Below are 17256 nucleotides of genomic sequence, written 5' to 3'. Positions count from 1 at the left end.
AAGCTCTGACCTGACTGAAAGAACTGAAGAGTCCAATTTCCATTAATCACATTTTCTCTTGTCAAGATGTTGATGCTTCGTTTCCTGAGTACTGCCCTCTGCGAAGTTGAAAGGTCTTAGCGGTGAGAAGGAGGGGGGAGTTCACGAATACCCCTCCAGATCTCACCGGATATTAAACCCGGTAGTAAAGATTTAATATATACACGGTTTAAGGTATCTGATGATCGAATTTCTCATGTGTGGTTTTGAATAGTGTATCCCGGTTGAAATTGTTTTTAATCTGTTTTGTAGTACTGTAGTCCCTGAAGTTCTGGTGATGCTATTGAAGCGTCCTGTGCCGCTATGAAACGAGATTGAGACCGCTTTATCCTATGTTTTCGGAAAGCGGTTTTTTATTTGTTCGTCTTTTACCCTCAATAATATAATGTTCGCTACCTGCGCCATTAGGCCTTCCTATCATCGATTACTTTGCCATTGAAAAGCAATATGCTGTTAGCTGTTTGCAGCGAATAGTATCCAGTAATCTTAATACCTGATAACAACTGACATATAGACCTTAAGAATTGCATTTCTACATGCGATTCTTTAAATGACTTGCCAGGCGCTTCCAGCTTGCTGGGATCTTCAGAAGCCAGTAGATCCCGATAGGCTGGAAGCACTGGGTAGGTGATGATTTAAAACCTTAGAATTCGCATGATTACTGTGTTTGCCATTAACACAACCCTTATTTATTAACCCTGGATTTTTAAACCCGAGATTAAAAATCATCATTTAACTACTAACTGCTGGTCTAACCACGTGTGCATCATTTTTCGTGGAATTGCCCACTAATACACGTCAACATGAAACACAATGCTACACTGCTATTGCTGATCGCCACCATCTTTCTTCATACAAATGTACAGGCGTATTCGCAGGGAATTACGTTGAAGGTTTCGGATGTTACTCTGGATAAGGTTTTTAACCTAATACAGAAGCAGACGAAATTTGTGTTTATATATAGTGGGAAGCAGTTGGCGGGAACAAAGCGAGTGAGTGTTGATGTTACTAATGAGAAGTTTGAAAAAGTAATGCAGATGGTTATGGATGGGCAACCGTTACGGTATGAGTTGGATAAGGAATATGTAATAATAAAAGGGAAATTGCCAAAGGTGGAAGTGGAACCAGGAGAATTAACTGGTAAAGTTATGAATGAGAAGGGGGAGCCAGTAGCGGGTGCAACCATTTCTGTCGAAGGTAGTGATATAGTTACAGCAACTGAAGCGGATGGAAGCTTTGTCCTTAGAAATGTTGATGCGAAAGTTACATTGAAGGTGACAAGCGTAGGGTATGAACCTCAAAGAATTAAATTAACCAAAGATGTAACAAGTTTATTTATTAAACTGTTGGTTACTGCTCAGCAAATGAAGGAGGTTGTAATATCAACGGGGTATCAGAAAGTTAGTGCTGAAAAGTTTGTGGGAAGTTATTCACAACTGGATAGTGCTGCATATAGCCGTCGAGCTGGTATGGGTATTATAGACAGATTAGATGGCACAGTGAATGGTGTTTTGTTTAATAAAAAGGGAGCAGTCAAGACCATGCAAATTCGAGGAATAAGCTCTTTAGGTGGGGGAAATAATTATAGTTCATTGTTAGATCCACTTATTGTTGTTGACAATTTTCCTCTTGATAAGAGATTTGATCTAAATAGTATAAACCCAAATGATGTTGAAAGCATAACTGTACTTAAAGATGCTGCTGCTACCTCTATTTGGGGGGCAAGGGCTGGAAATGGAGTAATTGTGATTACAACCAAAAAAGGAAAGTATAATAGACCTGTTGGAATTAACATTGCATCTAATATTACAATCGAAAATAAACCTGACCTATATTATATCCCAAGGATTTCGGGCCATGATTTTATTGAAACCGAAAGGTTTTTGTATAATCAAGGCTTTTATGATAGTAAGCTGGAAGACGTTTATGGCTGGCCATCCGTATCTCCTGTTATTGAGCTATTAGAAAAAAGAGAAAAGAACCAAATTTCAGAGGATGAATTGAATGAGTTGATTGACGAGCTTTCTAATGTAGATGTTAGAGAACAATTGAATAAGTATATATATAAGCCTGCAATTAGACAACAACATTTTATAGGATTAAATGGAGGTACAAACACAATCAATTACAACGTTTCATTTGGCTTTAATACAGTTGATCCTAATCTAAGAGGAGGCAAAGGAAGTCATCAGTTTACAATAAATAGCTCAACAAGCTTTAGACCTTTTAAGAACTTAGAGATTCAAGCAGCAATTAGTCTGGGGCAGGAGAGATCTAAAATAGCTTCTATTACTCTCCCTGGATTATACCCATACACTAAATTGGCAAATGAATTGAACGAACCGTTACCTGTTCCTTACCAAATAAGAGATGCATATTTAGATACATTATCATATCCTGGACTATTGGATTGGAGGTATCGTCCGTTGGATGAAATAAGAAATGCCAATAATGTTTCATCTAACAAATTCATGAATCTAAATTTTAATCTCACTTATAAGCTTTTTAATTGGTTGAATATGGCTTTTAGTTACCAATATTTAAGTCAAGTATCAACTGGTGAATCTAAGTCTAACCTGCATTCTTATTTAGCGAGGGATTTGATTAATAGATTTTATAACCCAGATCCCAATGTCGATTCTAAATTAAAATATCCAATCCCGGTCGGTGATATCTTAAATTCAACATTAGCGGAATCTTTCGCACAGAATGGAAGGTTTACTTTGAATTATTTCAAAAATTTAGGAATACATCAAATTACTGCAATGTTTGGAACAGAAGTTTCTGAAACAAGTGGTTATTCCCAAGGTAACCAGTTTTACGGGTATAATGAGCAGAATGGCAGTTATAGAACAAACATGGATTTTTTCAATTTTTATCCGAATACTTTTGCTTCATACCCTGGTACATTGTCTTTAATACCCAATGGCCAATATTATAGAGATCAACCCTTGAACAGATTTGCTTCTCTACTTGCAAATTTTTCCTATACTTATAATAATTTATACACATTGTATGCAAGTGCCCGGAGAGATGGCGCCAATGTATTTGGCGTAAATGCGAATAACAGATGGAAACCTTTGTGGTCTGCAGGAGGAAAGTGGAATCTATCAAATGAAAAGTTTTTTAGCAGTAATTGGATACACTCCCTTGCATTGCGAGGATCATATGGATATTCAGGAAATGTAAATAACACAGCATCAGGTAAATTAACGATCGCATATTCGCCAACTTTAGGACCCTTCACAAATTTCGTCTATGGATATCCAACGGCTGTCAATAATCCTGACTTGAGATGGGAAAAAGTTGGACAAATTAACATCGGAGTTGATTTTTCATTCTTTAAAGAAAGAATAAATGGGTCAATTGATTTTTTTAGAAAAAAATCGGTAGACTTAATAGCAAACTATCCTTTTGACCCTACAACCGGGGTAAATCAGTATCCTGTGAACTCTGCGAGTCTCAAGGGGACTGGATTTGAGCTAAATATTTCATCCATTAATCTTGATAAAAAGATAAGATGGACCACAAATCTAGGTGTGAGCCATACGCGGACCATTGTCACTAAGATTTATAAAGGTGGGTTTAAAGCAAATGATTTTATTTTTTATGGATTGAACCCGGCCGAAGGAAAACTTGCGTATGCAATTTCAAGCTACAAATGGGCCGGGTTGGACTCTTTAACTGGTGACCCATTAGGATATCTAAATGGAAAAGTTAGTAAAGAGTACAATAAGATTGCAAATGATTCAATAGAAAACCAGAAATATCATGGTTCAGCTATACCTCTGTATTTGGCAACCTTTAGCAATTCCATAAAATACCGAAACATTTCTTTATCGTTTTTGATAACCGGCAGGTTTAGTTATTTTTTTAGAAAACCTGCTTTAGATATAATCCATAGAGGAGAGTTAACAGGAACTAGTTATATAAATGATTATAGTATTAGGTGGCAAAAAAAGGGGGATGAGAAAATTACTAATGTTCCTTCTGTAGTGTATCCTTTGCCTCCTGAACAATCAGGTAGAGATGAATTTTATAAAGGAGCAGAAATCAATGTACTAAGGGCTGATAATATAAAATTACAAGATATAAGAATCCAATATGATTGGGTAAGAAAAGGGAACTCAAATTTTCCAATACGAAGCGCTCAGCTTTTTTTCTACCCCAATAATCTTAATCTTATCATTTGGCGTGCTAATAAATCATCCTTAGATCCTGATTTTACAAGCGGTGTTTCAAGCGATCCAACAGCAGCTCCTCCTCCTAAAACTTGGACATTCGGTATAAATGTGAGCTTTTAATTTTCATCTAATACAATTTGTATGCAATTAATAGCAAAATATCTAATAGCAAGTACTGTTCTGGTTGGATTTTATTCGTGTGATAAATATCTTGAAAAAAAGGCCTTAAAAAGTGAATTTATACCAAATACTATCGAAGACCTTCAAGCATTGTTAGATAATCCTTCAGTCAACAAGGCTGATCCAGCATTATTAGAAATTTTTTCCGATGAATATTATGTAACGTCAAAATACTGGGAGTCTACAACTCCTGATTTATCTTCTAATTATGTTTGGTCTTCGAATGCTGTGCCACATAACAACAGTTGGAATATTGTTTACCAACAACCAGTTTATGTTGCAAATATTGTTTTAGATAATCTTTCAGGAAGTTCGCTTGATCAAGATATAAGGTACAATGAAATTAAAGGGGCAGCACTTTTTCTTAGATCTAATGCTTTTTTTAATTTAGCTCAAATTTTTGCTCTTCCTTATACAACTAGTAATCAATCTTCCTTCGGAGTTGTATTGCGAACAACGTCTGATATTAATCAGATATCTAAAAGAGCATCATTGTTAGAAACGTATGAGAGAATATTGACTGACCTTACCGAAGCGGCGACTTTATTACCTCATTCCAGTTCCCTTCCAACAAGACCCTCTAAAAATGCAGCTTATGCTGCATTGGCTCGAGTATACTTAACAATGTCGGATTACAAAAATGCTTTTAAATATGCAGACTTATGTTTAAAAAGCAACTTTTCACTTTTGGATTTTAATGAAATCATACCAGGTACCCCTATTCAGTCTTTCAATAAAGAAGTTATTTTTCATAGTGCTATTACAAGTGCCTCAATTCTTTCTGCTTCTAATGCAAAGATCGATACTATTTTGTTGAGTTCATATTTGCCTAATGATCTAAGGCGTACAGTCTTTTTCAGACCTAATTCCGGTCAAAACACAGGCACTTTTGCTTTTAGAGGTAGTTATAATGGTACCGAAAATTCAAGTTCTGTATTTACAGGCACTACTTATGCAGAAATGTTATTGATACGTGCCGAATGTTTCGCTAGAAACGGTGAAATTGAGTCTGCAATAGCTGATATTAATTCCTTATTAGAGAAGCGATTTCACAAAGATTATTGGATGCCTATTGATCCGGCAAGTGTGACAGATCCTGTGGAATTGGTGCTTTCGGAGCGGCAAAAGGAGCTTGTTTTCAGAGGAATTAGGTGGATGGATTTAAGGCGCCTAAATAGTGAAGGAGCAAACATTACGATCCGTAGAATAATTAACGATACAGAATACAAACTGCTTCCAAATGATAGGAGAATGTTAGCACTGATTCCATTTGATGTCATAAATAGATCAGAAATTGTACAAAATGTTAAGTAGAAACAGAGTATTGAATCATTTCTTATATCCTCAAAGAATCTATATGAAAATTACAATAACACTGGCCTTAATTTTTCTAGGATTGACACCTTGTTTTTCTCGGCAAAGTTGGACCCAGAAGATAAATGATTCAGTTTATCAAAAAATATTAGTTAAAGGTCTGAATATAGGAGATATGGCGCCTAATCTTCATTTTGGTAGCTTAGTAAATGGCGACCTTTTAGATGAGAAAAGTCTTGGCGAATTAAAAGGGAAGTTAGTAATTCTTGATTTTTGGGCAACATGGTGCATCACATGTATTAATAATTTTCCAAAAATGGAAAAACTGCAAAAGCAATACGGCGATAAAATTCAGATCATATTGGTGAATCCATTTGAGTCAGAAACTAATGTTCTTAAGAGAAAGCCAAATTTTAAGTTTCCGAACCTTCCCTCAATTATGAAAGATTCCCTTGGATATTCTGATAAGATATTGAAATCATTCCCCATTAGAAATCTTGGGCACCAGGTTTGGATTGACAAAAATGGCATCGTCAAATTAAGGGGCTTATCTTATAACAACACTTCCGAAAAGATAGCTGCCGCGTTAAATGATGAAGATATCTTTAACTTAAATGATAATGCAATGGCACCACAGTTTGATCCTGAAATACCCTATTTGAAATTGGTGGGTGATTTTAGTAATTTAAAAATAACCACTGGGTCTATTGTAACTCCCTTTAATAATGAATATGATCCGGAAACTGGGTTCGCTCAACATGTGGTAGATTCAGTAGAGGGAACTGTAAGGAATACGTTTATAAACGTTAGAATTCTGGACTTACTCTGTGTGGCATACCAGGAAGTATTGAAAAAAAGTAAAAGTAAAATACTGTTTGGCCCAACGAAAAACTCTGCTAGAGGGGTTGTTGGATATCATTGCGTAGTATTGCCAAAGGATACCTTACGCTATACCCATAGCTTTATAAATATTGCATCCTTCGATGACACAATTTATACTAAGCCAAAAATCTGCTACGAACAGATACTTCCAATGTCTTCCTCTTTGAAGAAACAGAATGATTATATGAAAGAAGACATAGGTAGATTCCTGGAAAATACTTATGAAGGAAAAGTAACTATTGAAAAGCGACTTGTTCCATGTTTTATTTTGAGTCGAACATCTGCAAAGAATAAACTTCGGTCTAATACAGTAAATAAAGGAAGTGAAATCAATGTAGTAGTGAAAAATGGGAGAGAGTATGTTGAATATCAGAATACCTCTATGCTGGTGTTTTCTGATTTAATCTCAAAAGCTGAAGGTCTCTATCGCTTATTCCAGAATAGTAATAAATTAGGACATGCCTATTTTTTCCTTGATGAAACTGGATTTAATAGGCGTGAAACAATAAATATTACACTTCCGAGGGCTAGTGATATCCGTTCAATTCAAGACTTAAGAAGCGCTCTAAAGAAATATGATCTTGATATAGTTTTGGGAAATAGATGGTTTGATTTTTTAGTTATTACAGACAATAGCGGAAAATAAACTAGTTCATATACATGTTAGTCAGACTAAAAGCTGTCTTTCAAAAAATGTATCGGTTGAAAAATTATATAAAAACGCCAACCCTTTGGGTTGGCGTAAGAAGAAAGAAATTATCATTTCGAGCGATTTCTCTTTTATAAGAACCCTCGTAGGATGCACTACTATTTATTCAAAATCTCTTTGATAAACAGTGAGGCTTTTGTTAGAAAAGTTAATGCTTTGTCCATCAGTCAAACTTTGGATGGAATTTCCTGCTTGAAGCCAAGCTTTGAGGACATCGATAGCTTGTTGTTTACGATCTGCTGGAGTGCCTGTAAACTGAGAGTCATCAAAGCAAATTACACAAAGGAATTCAGCATTTGGACAAGCTGTGGGTACACTAGCTGAAGTAATAGGAGCCCAGTTTGTGGTTGTTCCAACTTCAACTGGATCTAACAAGCCCAGTCCATCTGCATATTCGTAGCATACGACGGCGAAAGCATTGCTTTTGTAGTCGGCAACGAAAGATGACATAGTAATTACACTTGCAGACAGGAAGAGGGATGCCAGGACGATTTTCAAACTTTTCATAAAATTAATGTTAATGATTAAGAATAGCCGAATTGTATCAGGCTTCGGCGTTGGCCTGTTATTGCGCAATTTTTTTCATTACAGCATTATCAGTTTGCAATTGATGGGAATGTAAGACTAATCCAATGGCGGCCAGTAGAGTGAATGCAAGGTTAAAATAAAAGTGACCTTTCCAACTGAATGAAGAAATGATTCCTCCACAAGAGCAAGGAATCCGAGTAGAATAAAAATGAGGGACTACAAAAACATAAATTGTGAAGAGTAACATTAGGAAAAAGGAACCATAAAAACCTAATAATCGAGTTTTGGGGACCAATAAAGCAATGGCAAGTAGTATTTCTGTTCCAGGGACTAGCCAAGCTAATATATTTCGATAATTTTTAGTGATAGGAGATTCATTAAGCTGTTCAACAAATGTAGAATATATCGCAAGTTTATTATAAGCGGCATATATAAATAGGCTGACCAGTAGAAAGATCGAGGAGTAAATTATCGCTTTTTTCCAAGCTAAGTTATATGTAAGGTTGTGAGACATGCTAAATATTTTTTACTGCTGGTTAGAAAGTATTGTCATTCATGATATGGAATTTAAATCCTAAGCCTTTGGACCATAATAATTTTTGCTAAAGTCCGGGTTAAAAAAATTACCACCACTAAACAGAAGTATAGTGCACTTTTGAAAAAACGCTCTAATCAATATTTACAGTTTGGAGTTTTGGGCATTCAGAATTTTCTGATGTTCGTAATGGTTACAATGTAAAGTACTGACAAATTTTAGAGACTTTCTTTTGATTTAGGGAGCAATTTTCTTAGTATTTAGACAGTCTTTTGGACCGACAGTAGATTACGTTTTCTAATTATTGAAAAATTTTCGGACTGATAATATCTAACAAATACGCCAACCCCGGGGCTGGCGTAGTATCTAATTATCATTCTTAGAGAATCTTATTCTAATTGCAAGAACGATTGTTTATTCTATGTCTCTTTGAAAAACAGTGAGGTTTTTGTTTGAAAAGCTAATGCTTTGTCCATCAGTCAAACTTTCAATGGAATATCCTGCTTGAAGCCACGCTTTGAGGACATTTATAGCTTGTTGTTTACGATCTGTAGGTGTGCCAGTAAACTGAGAGTCTTCAAAGCAAATTGAACAAAGGAAACCGGCATCCGGACAACCGACCGGTACATTCGTTGCTATAATAGGAGTCCAGTTTGTGGCTGTTCCAACTTCAATTGGATCTAACAAGCCCAGTCCATCTGCATATTCGTAGCATACGACGGCGAAAGCATTGCTTTTGTAGTCGGCAACGAAAGATGACATAGTAATTACGCTTGCAGTCAGGAAGAGAGATGCCAGGACGATTTTCAAACTTTTCATAAAATAAATAAATGTTAATGATTAATAATAGCCGAATTATATCAGGCTTCGGTGTTGGCCTGTTATTGCGCAATCTTTTTCATAATAACTTTATTAGTTAGCAATTGATATGAGTATAGGAACAATCCCATGGTGGATAGGAGTGTGAATGCAAGGTTCAAATAAATGCGGCCATTTCAACAGAAGGAAGAAATGTTCCTCCATCGGAACAGGAAGTCAGGTAGAGAAAAATCGTATTAAAAAACATATAAAGCAGCGTTTCAGATGTACTGAGCGCAAAGTGAAGTACTGAAAATTCTAATAAACTTACTTATGTTTTAGGGAGTATTTTAATGTTAATTGAGCGGCCAATTTCCGAAATACCCATGCCCCAAATTTCCGATTGTAGAATGAAATGAGGAAAATAATCCTGCGGATCAATGGAGGATATACCGGCGAAACCGAACGCAACAGGTATTACCGCCTATGTAAACAGGTGCTCAAATGATCAACGCGATCAACGCTTCAGGTGTTGCCGGCCACCAACTGGTGGTCCGGCATCATAAATTAAATAGGAGGTCTAATGGTAATGGCTTCCAATATCTTTGATCTGTGAAGCGCCTGAAGAATAATTAGTCTTACTCATTCTTCAATATCATAATAGTATCTCCGGGAGAGATTGAGCTTTTCTGCGGATAGATCCTGAAAGCTTTTGTTCTTTCAAGGCCTCGAAGTATACGCATAACAGGGATTGTTCTTTCGGTTACACCAACAGTAAATCTTTCGTTCTCTATCTCTTTATCAATTTTCACATTGAAATTGTAATACTGCGCCAGCTTATGCATGATATCAGCTAATCTCGCCTGGTCGAATGCAAATGAATCTCTTTGCCAGGCGGTCGCTTCTTCAGGCCGGCTCATCTTGATCACGCTGAAACTACCATTGTTGAATACACTCTGCTCACCGGGTTCCAGTTTAGTGGGAACCGATTCATCGCGTTTCCCAACCAGCACAGATCCTTCCAGCAAGGATACTTTCAGTATCCCGGTACCTTTATAAGCATCCACATTGAACCGGGTTCCCAATACCCGCGTTTCGCTGCTGTCTGTGCGAACAATAAAAGGGCGTTGCTCATCTTTTACCACATCAAAATAAGCCTCGCCATTCAGATCAACCTTGCGGTAACAATTGGTGAATGCTTCAGGATAGCGCAGGGTGGTATTCGTGTTCAACCAAACCTTCGATCCGTCTGGAAGGGTGAAGGAAATTGTTTTGCCGGCAGGGCTATGGATGGTCTTATATTCCACCACCGCCAGGAGATTGGTTGCCTGCTGCCTTTTGTTGATGATCAGGTAGGCAGCTGTGCACAACATGATCCCAATGATAATGGCTGCCACCAACTTTACTATCAGGTTTCTTGGTGGCCGGCTGGAAAGAATGTGTTTCAACAGGGTATCGGGATTGTTTGGATGGACCGTCCTATCTTCCTCAACATAGATAAGATTATGCTCCTGTTGTTGCAGGAAACTTTCCCAGTCCGGTTTTGCCATATCGATCCTGAGCCTTTGCTCAATTTCTGCTTCACTCACAAATTGTTGTGCCTGGATATGCGGCTGGCTGATCCACTCCTCCCAAAGCAGCAACTCAGCCGGAGAGGCTGTACCAGCACTGATCTTTAAACGGATCTCAAAGAGTAATTCGGTTTGCATATTCCAGGTTTATATATCCCTGATAGTATACAACTCCGGTATGCCTGTTTTTATAGGCATTTGGCGAGATTATATTTTCAGGAAAAACTAATTGCTTAATTGTCAATAGTAGTCCGGCCTAGTGCCTGTATTTAGTAAGCTCATTCCTCAGGTCCTTAAGCAGGAGGGATTTCTTATTGTAAGCGCCTTTGACGGTATGCCCGGTTTTGGCGGCAACCTCAGCCATCGACAAAGATTTGTCTAAACAACAGTCCAGGAAGAACCGGTTTTCTGCTGATAAAGTGGACATTACTTTCTGCAGGTGTTGATCGGAGATGGATGTCTTATGAAGAGCGAGGAGCTCATCGTCAACCAGGTTTGATTCGAAGTATGAAAATTGAGCACTGCGCTTTTTGTCTTTTTTCGCTTTCGCCAGGTAATCAAAACAGGCATTCCTTACTGAAACGCACAGGTAAGCTTTGGCATCCAGGAAAGTAGGGAATGTTCGCTTTGTGTTCAACAGCTTTACAAATACCGTTGAAACGATATCCTCTGCATCCTCTTCATTCAATGTAAACCTGATCGCATAATCTACCAGGAAACCCCAGAGTGCTTCGTATAAGCGCTTCGGGGTACAGGAGGAGATGGGCTCATCTCCATTAGATTGGGATACTGTGATCATTGATTGATTAGTATTTAATGTCTTTTAGTACTGGAAAGGATGTTTAATGTTGCCCCTATTATAACGGGTCATATGCCATGCCGGTACTTTCGCAATCGGGAAAATTTGAAAAAAAATAATGATAACGATGAGGAACAAACGAAAAAATAATTTCGCAAATCATTGAGCATAAACATATACACAGCAATAAATAGGGAGACCCATAAAAAGGGTGAATTCATCTGACCAGACACTGAATTTTTCAGTACCAGTTTGTCTTTCACTGTCTAACCTTTATTTTCCCTACCTTTACCTCCACAAAAGTCCCCCAACTTTTATACTCATGAAAAAGGCAAAATCCCTCTCCCAGGAATTGCCCATGTCTTCTGTTCTCACACTTGAACAGGAGCGGCAGGTATTATTGGACCTCGGCAATGATATCACAAGAGTTCGCGACAAAAACGATCTCCTCATCCTCTTCTCCAAACGGATCAAAAGCCTGTTCTACTTCACGCATACCATCGTAACGCTTATCGAGGCAAAAGATGAAACCTATACGCCATTCCTCCTGGATCACACAGCGTCTCCCATCAGAACACATGCCCGTTACCAGGAAATGGTGGAGTATCATTTTGCCCTCAATGATCCCTGGATCCAATCCGTACTGGAAGCAGACGGCCCGGTATCCTATATGCTGGAAGATGTGATGGACCTTCCCCAAAGTCCGCCATTCCTCCGCGTGAACCACAGCGCAGGCGTCAAAGAGATCCTCATGACCAAACTCATGAACAAAGAAAAACCCATGGGCTTTATCCATATCTACTCAGACCGCGATAACAGTTTCACAGATGAATTCCGCAGCATCATCAAAGGCATCACGCCACAGCTCTCTTCCGCCATCGCCAATATCATCAAGAACGAAGAGATCCTGGATAAGGAAAAAGAAAAATCATTCCTCCTTGATTTTTGCAGCGAGATCGCCATGGTCAGAACAAGGGACCAGCTCGCCGCCGCAGTACACACTGCTCTCTACAAACTCAACGCACAACGCGGCTATGTGATAAGAAAGATCAATGAAGACGGTGAAACCCTCAGCGCCTATATCTACGATCATGAACTTGTACAATCAGGCAATGCTGATTTACTGCAAATGCTCTCCACCAGTTTTCCCATCAACGATGGACTGCAGAACCGCGTGCTGGATAGCTATATCCCTTTATTGTTCAGCGTAGAGCGCGAGATCCAACGCGGTATCAGTTCCGCTTATCTTCATCACTGGAAGAACCTCGGACATAAAACAATTGTTGGTATCCGCTTACACCACGGTGAAACCAATCTCGGCATCTTATGGCTCGGCATCGATGAGATCAATATTCAGTTACTGCAGGGCATCTGCTCACAGATCTCCATCGCCATGGCCAATATCATGGCCAATGAACAGATCGTGAACACACAAAAGGAGCAGGCATTCCTGCTGGATTTTAGTAAAGATGTTTCACTGGTGAAAACAAAACCGGAACTGGAAGCAGCCATCTTCCGCGTGTTCGATAAGATCATGCACACCAAGCTCGCCATGATAAGAGTGTTTGAGGAAGATGGTGTTCATCTTCGGCCATTCATGTTCGATAGGTCCCTGTTTGAGAACGCAGGTATCCTTTTCGATGAGCTCTCCAATCACCTGATCACCGCCGATGAACCCTATACAGCCAAAGTACTCGCCAGCACGGAAGGCGTGGTGTTCAACGTGGAAGAAGAGATCGATAGCGGTAATACCTATGCGAAACTCTGGCAAACTACCGGACTGAAGAATATGCACAGTCTCCCCCTGCGTGCGGGCGACAAGATCATCGGCACCATCTGGCTGCTGGCCGACTGGCTCAGTCAGCTCGTGCTCAAAGGCATCTGCGCGCAGATCTCCGTTGCTATTGCCAATATCCTCGCCAATGAAAAACTCCTCGCTTACAAAAAACAACTGGAGCAGGAAAACCTCTACCTCAAAGAGCAGATCAGAAATATTTACAACTTCTCCGAGATCATCGGCAATGCGGCTGCTATGCAGGATGTGTACCGGTTGATGTCGCTGGTGGCGGACTCGGGCACTACGGTATTGGTGCTGGGTGAAACAGGCACCGGCAAGGAACTGATAGCGCGCGCCCTGCACAACGCTTCGCCGCGAAAAGATAAACTGATGATCAAGGTCAACTGCGCAGCGCTTCCTGCCAATCTCATCGAGAGCGAGCTCTTCGGTCATGAGCGAGGCGCCTTTACCGGCGCAATAGACAGGCGCATCGGTAAATTCGAGCTCGCCAATCACAGCACTTTATTCCTCGATGAAATAGGAGAGCTGCCACTGGAAGCACAGGCCAAACTCTTACGCGTGATCCAGGAACGTGAACTGGAAAGACTGGGCGGGAAGCAAACGATCAAGATCGATGTGAGACTGATCGCCGCCACCAACCGCAGCCTGGAAGAAGAAGTGAAAGCAGGACGCTTCCGCGCGGATCTTTATTTCCGTCTCAATGTATTTCCCATCACACTACCACCATTGCGTGACCGGATGGAAGACATCGAACCACTCACTCATTTCTTTATAGAAAAATTCAGCAAGAACACCGGCAGAAGGATCAGGAAAGTTGCGCCGAAAGTATTGCAACAATTACGCGCTTATACCTGGCCAGGCAATGTGCGTGAACTGGAGCACCTGATTGAACGCAGCATACTGCTCACTACGGATGGAGAAATGCGCGATGTTTTCATTCCCAAACATAACGGCGCCGATAAACCGGAGTTGTCGCAGATCTCCAACCTGCCACTGGAAGAAATAGAACGTGGATATATAATCGAAGTACTGAAACGTTGTTCAGGTAAGATCTCCGGCGCAGGTGGCGCAGCAGAGATCCTCAAAGTTCCCGGTAATACGCTCCATTCAAAAATGAAAAAATTGAAGATCACCAAGGCGGATTATTTCGCCTGATCAAATCCCTGTATATGGTGAAAGAATCCGTGCTTTCACTGAATATCGTGAATTTTCGCAGGGCTGTTTTGCTATACTGATCTGGAAATTAGTTGATTAACGGTTTGGCATTTAATTGGTCTCTATTAGGATGAAAATGTAATCTTAAAAAAGTCGAATTATGAAAATCGTAGTCATCGGAGGCTCTGGCCTCATCGGATCAAAAGTAGTAGCGAAACTTCGTCAGCTGGGCCACCAGGTGATAGCTGCTTCTCCGGCAACCGGAATCAATACTATCACCGGCGAAGGACTGGCGGAAGCCCTGACCGATACCGATGTTGTTGTGGATCTTGCCAACTCCCCTTCCTTTGAAGACAAAGCTGTACTTGAATTCTTCCAGACTGCAGGCCGTAACCTGCTGGCTGCGGAAACCAATGCAGGTGTAAAACATCATGTCGCCCTCTCCATTGTAGGCGTTGACCTGATGCAGGACAGTGGTTACATGCGCGCCAAACTGGTGCAGGAAGACCTGATCAAAAAATCCGGCGTTCCCTACACCATCCTGCGTAGCACCCAATTCTTCGAGTTCATCGGAGGCATTGCACAGGTGGCCACGGAAGGAGAGCTGGTGCATATCTCCAACGTGAAATTCCAGCCCATTGCTGCCGAAAATGTTGCCGGCTTCGTAACTGAAGCGGCATTGCAACCACCTGTGAATGGCATTATTGAAATTGCAGGACCGGAACGCTTCAACATGCCCGAGCTGGTACATCGCTACCTCAAAGGACTGAACGATCCCCGCAAAGTAGTGCCCAACACGGACGCCCGCTATTACGGCGCACAGATCACAGAAACATCGCTGGTGCCTGAAGGCATTGCCAAACTCGGCAGCGTGAATTTCGAAACCTGGTTGTCTGCACAACCCGCCAGCGCTTAAGATCACCACCTGGTATGCTGGCTGTTGAAACGAAGACGACGGGTGACAGTTTGCCGAGGCGGTTGTAACGGGAGTGCACTTTCCACCTGTTCGTGCACCTGGATCTCCCCACGCCGGCGCATGATCCCTGCGAAAACCGGTCAACAACACGGCAAGTCAACAGGCAGCATACCATTTTCTTCTTCCCACGATTATTCACTATTCAATCTATAACCATGAATCTCTCTTTCATCCATCCATTCAAACTGAACCTGAGACTAAGTACGGTTACAACTGATCTCCCCGATATCCATAAACACCAGCCACCACACAGCAGTACGGAAGGAAGCGAGTTCCTTGACCAGGGACTCAGAATGGAAGATTATATTCCTGTGTATACGGAAATAAATGTTTCTCCCGGCAACCCGGAAAACCTGTTCTGATCCTATATACATCGTTTAACACTTAAAATCTTTTGTATGCAAAAATTTGAATCACTCACCGATGCCGTTTCCGAACTGAAGGAAAAAGGCTACCAGGCGGAATTCGATGCAGAACCCTTCTGCCTTTATTGCAGCGACCTTGACATGCGCCTCAACCCGGATGAATTCCATGTAGATGCTATCTACAATTTTGAAGAGGTTGGAAAACCGGATGATAACGCAGTAGTATATGCGATCTCGTCAGCACATGGTGTAAAAGGATTGGTTGTAGATCCCTCACAAGCCATCTCCCAGCATTGGGATTTTGACATGGCAAAGAAATTACGGTACCAACCCGTTACTCCCAAACCATAATTCCCCAATTCCTTAAACATTGTTATGAAATTCAAGATATCCGGTGCATTGATATGCGCTGTACTATTCCTTTATTCAAATAACCAGGTTATGTCGCAAAAATTAAAAGCAGAGAACGATACTCGTATATTCCTTCCCGTAAGAAACTTTCTGAAAGCGCTCAACTCGGGAACAGGTAAACCAATTGAACAGCTCAGCCCCGCAGCAGCCAGGCAGGTATTGACGGATGCACAAAACTCGGTACCAGTTGATTACTCCGGTATCGAAGAATCGGAAACTATCATCACCCAGGACGGTGTGCAGGTAAAAGTACATATCACAAAACCGACAGGAGCAAAGGCAGGTGCGCCAGTGTTTATTTATGTACACGGAGGCGGATGGGTGTTGGGAGATTATCCAACACACAGAAGAATAGTAAGGGATTTGGTTGTGGCAAGCGGGGCTGTAGCTGTTTTCCCGGATTATACGCCATCGCCGGAGGCAAAATACCCGGTAGCTATCAATCAGATCTATGCCGCTACAAAATGGGTGGCGGAACACGGACAGGAAATAGGCGTGAACGGAAAGAATCTCGCAGTAGTTGGCAATAGCGTTGGCGGTAACATGACAGCGGCCGTAGCCCTGATGGCAAAAGATAAAGGCGGTCCATCAATCAAATTGCAGGTGATGCTCTGGCCCGTAACAGATGCCAATTTCGAAACAGGTTCCTACAAAGAGCTGGGAGAAGGCAGGTTCCTTTCCAGGAATATGATGATCTGGTTCTGGGATAATTATCTCCCCGATCTGAATACACGAAAAGACATCTATGCATCTCCGTTACAGGCAGGCATCGATCAGCTGAAAGGATTGCCGCCCGCACTGATCCAGACCGCCGAGAATGATGTGCTGCGCGATGAAGGAGAAGCTTATGCCCGCAAACTGGATGAAGCAGGCGTTCCGGTTACACTCACCAGGCATATGGGACTGATCCACGATTATGGCCTGCTGAATCCGCTCGCAAATGTTCCTGCTGTTCAAACCGCGCTGTTGCAGGCGGCTGCCACAATCAGGAAAGCCCTCGCTGAATAATTCA

General features: G+C 40.9%; 13 protein-coding genes. 8 read left to right on the top strand and 5 right to left on the bottom strand.

Annotated elements, in window-relative coordinates; all coding sequences use genetic code 11:
* Positions 1–842: 842 nt before the first annotated feature.
* The 3 genes from D9Y29_RS07055 to D9Y29_RS07045 are packed head-to-tail and all read left to right on the top strand — an operon-like array spanning position 843 to position 7245.
* Complete coding sequence (locus D9Y29_RS07055) at positions 843–4343, top strand: SusC/RagA family TonB-linked outer membrane protein (RefSeq protein ID WP_127126417.1); 3501 nt, start codon at positions 843–845, stop codon at positions 4341–4343.
* Between the two features lie 21 nt (positions 4344–4364).
* The gene (locus tag D9Y29_RS07050) at positions 4365–5717 is read left to right on the top strand and encodes a RagB/SusD family nutrient uptake outer membrane protein (protein WP_127126415.1); all 1353 of its coding nucleotides are present in this window, start codon (positions 4365–4367) and stop codon (positions 5715–5717) included.
* 43 nt (positions 5718–5760) lie between these two features.
* Positions 5761–7245 (top strand): TlpA family protein disulfide reductase, encoded by a 1485-nt coding sequence (locus D9Y29_RS07045; RefSeq protein ID WP_164735304.1) that lies wholly within the window; start codon positions 5761–5763, stop codon positions 7243–7245.
* Between the two features lie 165 nt (positions 7246–7410).
* Here D9Y29_RS07045 and D9Y29_RS07040 read toward each other — a convergent pair whose 3' ends face one another.
* From D9Y29_RS07040 to D9Y29_RS07020, 5 genes are all read right to left on the bottom strand, one after another.
* On the bottom strand, positions 7411–7815 hold the full coding sequence (locus D9Y29_RS07040; protein WP_127126411.1) for a hypothetical protein: 405 nt from the start codon (positions 7813–7815) through the stop codon (positions 7411–7413).
* A gap of 58 nt (positions 7816–7873) precedes the next feature.
* Positions 7874–8350: a MauE/DoxX family redox-associated membrane protein gene (locus tag D9Y29_RS07035; RefSeq protein ID WP_241237866.1), complete on the bottom strand. Its 477-nt coding sequence runs from the start codon at positions 8348–8350 to the stop codon at positions 7874–7876.
* Between the two features lie 435 nt (positions 8351–8785).
* Complete coding sequence (locus D9Y29_RS07030) at positions 8786–9190, bottom strand: hypothetical protein (protein WP_127126409.1); 405 nt, start codon at positions 9188–9190, stop codon at positions 8786–8788.
* Positions 9191–9807: 617 nt separating this feature from the next.
* Positions 9808–10878 (bottom strand): FecR family protein, encoded by a 1071-nt coding sequence (locus D9Y29_RS07025; RefSeq protein ID WP_127126407.1) that lies wholly within the window; start codon positions 10876–10878, stop codon positions 9808–9810.
* A gap of 118 nt (positions 10879–10996) precedes the next feature.
* Positions 10997–11539, bottom strand: coding sequence for an RNA polymerase sigma factor (locus tag D9Y29_RS07020; protein ID WP_127126405.1), 543 nt, complete (start codon positions 11537–11539; stop codon positions 10997–10999).
* A gap of 322 nt (positions 11540–11861) precedes the next feature.
* Between D9Y29_RS07020 and D9Y29_RS07015 the strand changes: the two genes are divergently transcribed.
* From D9Y29_RS07015 to D9Y29_RS06995, 5 genes are all read left to right on the top strand, one after another.
* Complete coding sequence (locus tag D9Y29_RS07015) at positions 11862–14492, top strand: sigma 54-interacting transcriptional regulator (protein WP_127126403.1); 2631 nt, start codon at positions 11862–11864, stop codon at positions 14490–14492.
* 160 nt (positions 14493–14652) lie between these two features.
* Entirely contained in the window at positions 14653–15408 is a 756-nt protein-coding gene (locus tag D9Y29_RS07010; protein ID WP_127126401.1) for an SDR family oxidoreductase, read from the top strand.
* A 215-nt stretch (positions 15409–15623) separates the two neighbouring features.
* A complete protein-coding gene (locus tag D9Y29_RS07005) occupies positions 15624–15830 on the top strand; it encodes a hypothetical protein (protein ID WP_127126399.1) in 207 nt (68 codons plus the stop codon).
* A gap of 36 nt (positions 15831–15866) precedes the next feature.
* Positions 15867–16184, top strand: coding sequence for a phosphoribosylpyrophosphate synthetase (locus D9Y29_RS07000; RefSeq protein WP_127126397.1), 318 nt, complete (start codon positions 15867–15869; stop codon positions 16182–16184).
* 90 nt (positions 16185–16274) lie between these two features.
* Complete coding sequence (locus D9Y29_RS06995; RefSeq protein WP_127126395.1) at positions 16275–17252, top strand: alpha/beta hydrolase; 978 nt, start codon at positions 16275–16277, stop codon at positions 17250–17252.
* The last annotated feature ends 4 nt before the right edge of the window (positions 17253–17256 follow it).

This window comes from Pseudoflavitalea rhizosphaerae, from assembly GCF_003991355.1.
GTDB classification, from domain to species: domain Bacteria; phylum Bacteroidota; class Bacteroidia; order Chitinophagales; family Chitinophagaceae; genus Pseudobacter; species Pseudobacter rhizosphaerae.
The sequence above is the reverse complement of the archived record's forward strand: the minus strand, read 5'-3'. Positions and strand labels throughout refer to the sequence as shown.

What these genes read in the sequence shown, in the direction of transcription:
- D9Y29_RS07055 (WP_127126417.1), top strand. Translation starts at nt 843, where the DNA reads ATGAAACACAATGCTACACTGCTATTGCTGATCGCCACCATCTTTCTT.
- D9Y29_RS06995 (WP_127126395.1), top strand. Translation starts at nt 16,275, where the DNA reads ATGTCGCAAAAATTAAAAGCAGAGAACGATACTCGTATATTCCTTCCC.
- D9Y29_RS07020 (WP_127126405.1), bottom strand. Translation starts at nt 11,539, where the DNA reads ATGATCACAGTATCCCAATCTAATGGAGATGAGCCCATCTCCTCCTGT.
- D9Y29_RS07025 (WP_127126407.1), bottom strand. Translation starts at nt 10,878, where the DNA reads ATGCAAACCGAATTACTCTTTGAGATCCGTTTAAAGATCAGTGCTGGT.
- D9Y29_RS07040 (WP_127126411.1), bottom strand. Translation starts at nt 7,815, where the DNA reads ATGAAAAGTTTGAAAATCGTCCTGGCATCCCTCTTCCTGTCTGCAAGT.
- D9Y29_RS07045 (WP_164735304.1), top strand. Translation starts at nt 5,761, where the DNA reads ATGAAAATTACAATAACACTGGCCTTAATTTTTCTAGGATTGACACCT.
- D9Y29_RS07030 (WP_127126409.1), bottom strand. Translation starts at nt 9,190, where the DNA reads ATGAAAAGTTTGAAAATCGTCCTGGCATCTCTCTTCCTGACTGCAAGC.
- D9Y29_RS07005 (WP_127126399.1), top strand. Translation starts at nt 15,624, where the DNA reads ATGAATCTCTCTTTCATCCATCCATTCAAACTGAACCTGAGACTAAGT.
- D9Y29_RS07015 (WP_127126403.1), top strand. Translation starts at nt 11,862, where the DNA reads ATGAAAAAGGCAAAATCCCTCTCCCAGGAATTGCCCATGTCTTCTGTT.
- D9Y29_RS07035 (WP_241237866.1), bottom strand. Translation starts at nt 8,350, where the DNA reads ATGTCTCACAACCTTACATATAACTTAGCTTGGAAAAAAGCGATAATT.
- D9Y29_RS07050 (WP_127126415.1), top strand. Translation starts at nt 4,365, where the DNA reads ATGCAATTAATAGCAAAATATCTAATAGCAAGTACTGTTCTGGTTGGA.
- D9Y29_RS07010 (WP_127126401.1), top strand. Translation starts at nt 14,653, where the DNA reads ATGAAAATCGTAGTCATCGGAGGCTCTGGCCTCATCGGATCAAAAGTA.
- D9Y29_RS07000 (WP_127126397.1), top strand. Translation starts at nt 15,867, where the DNA reads ATGCAAAAATTTGAATCACTCACCGATGCCGTTTCCGAACTGAAGGAA.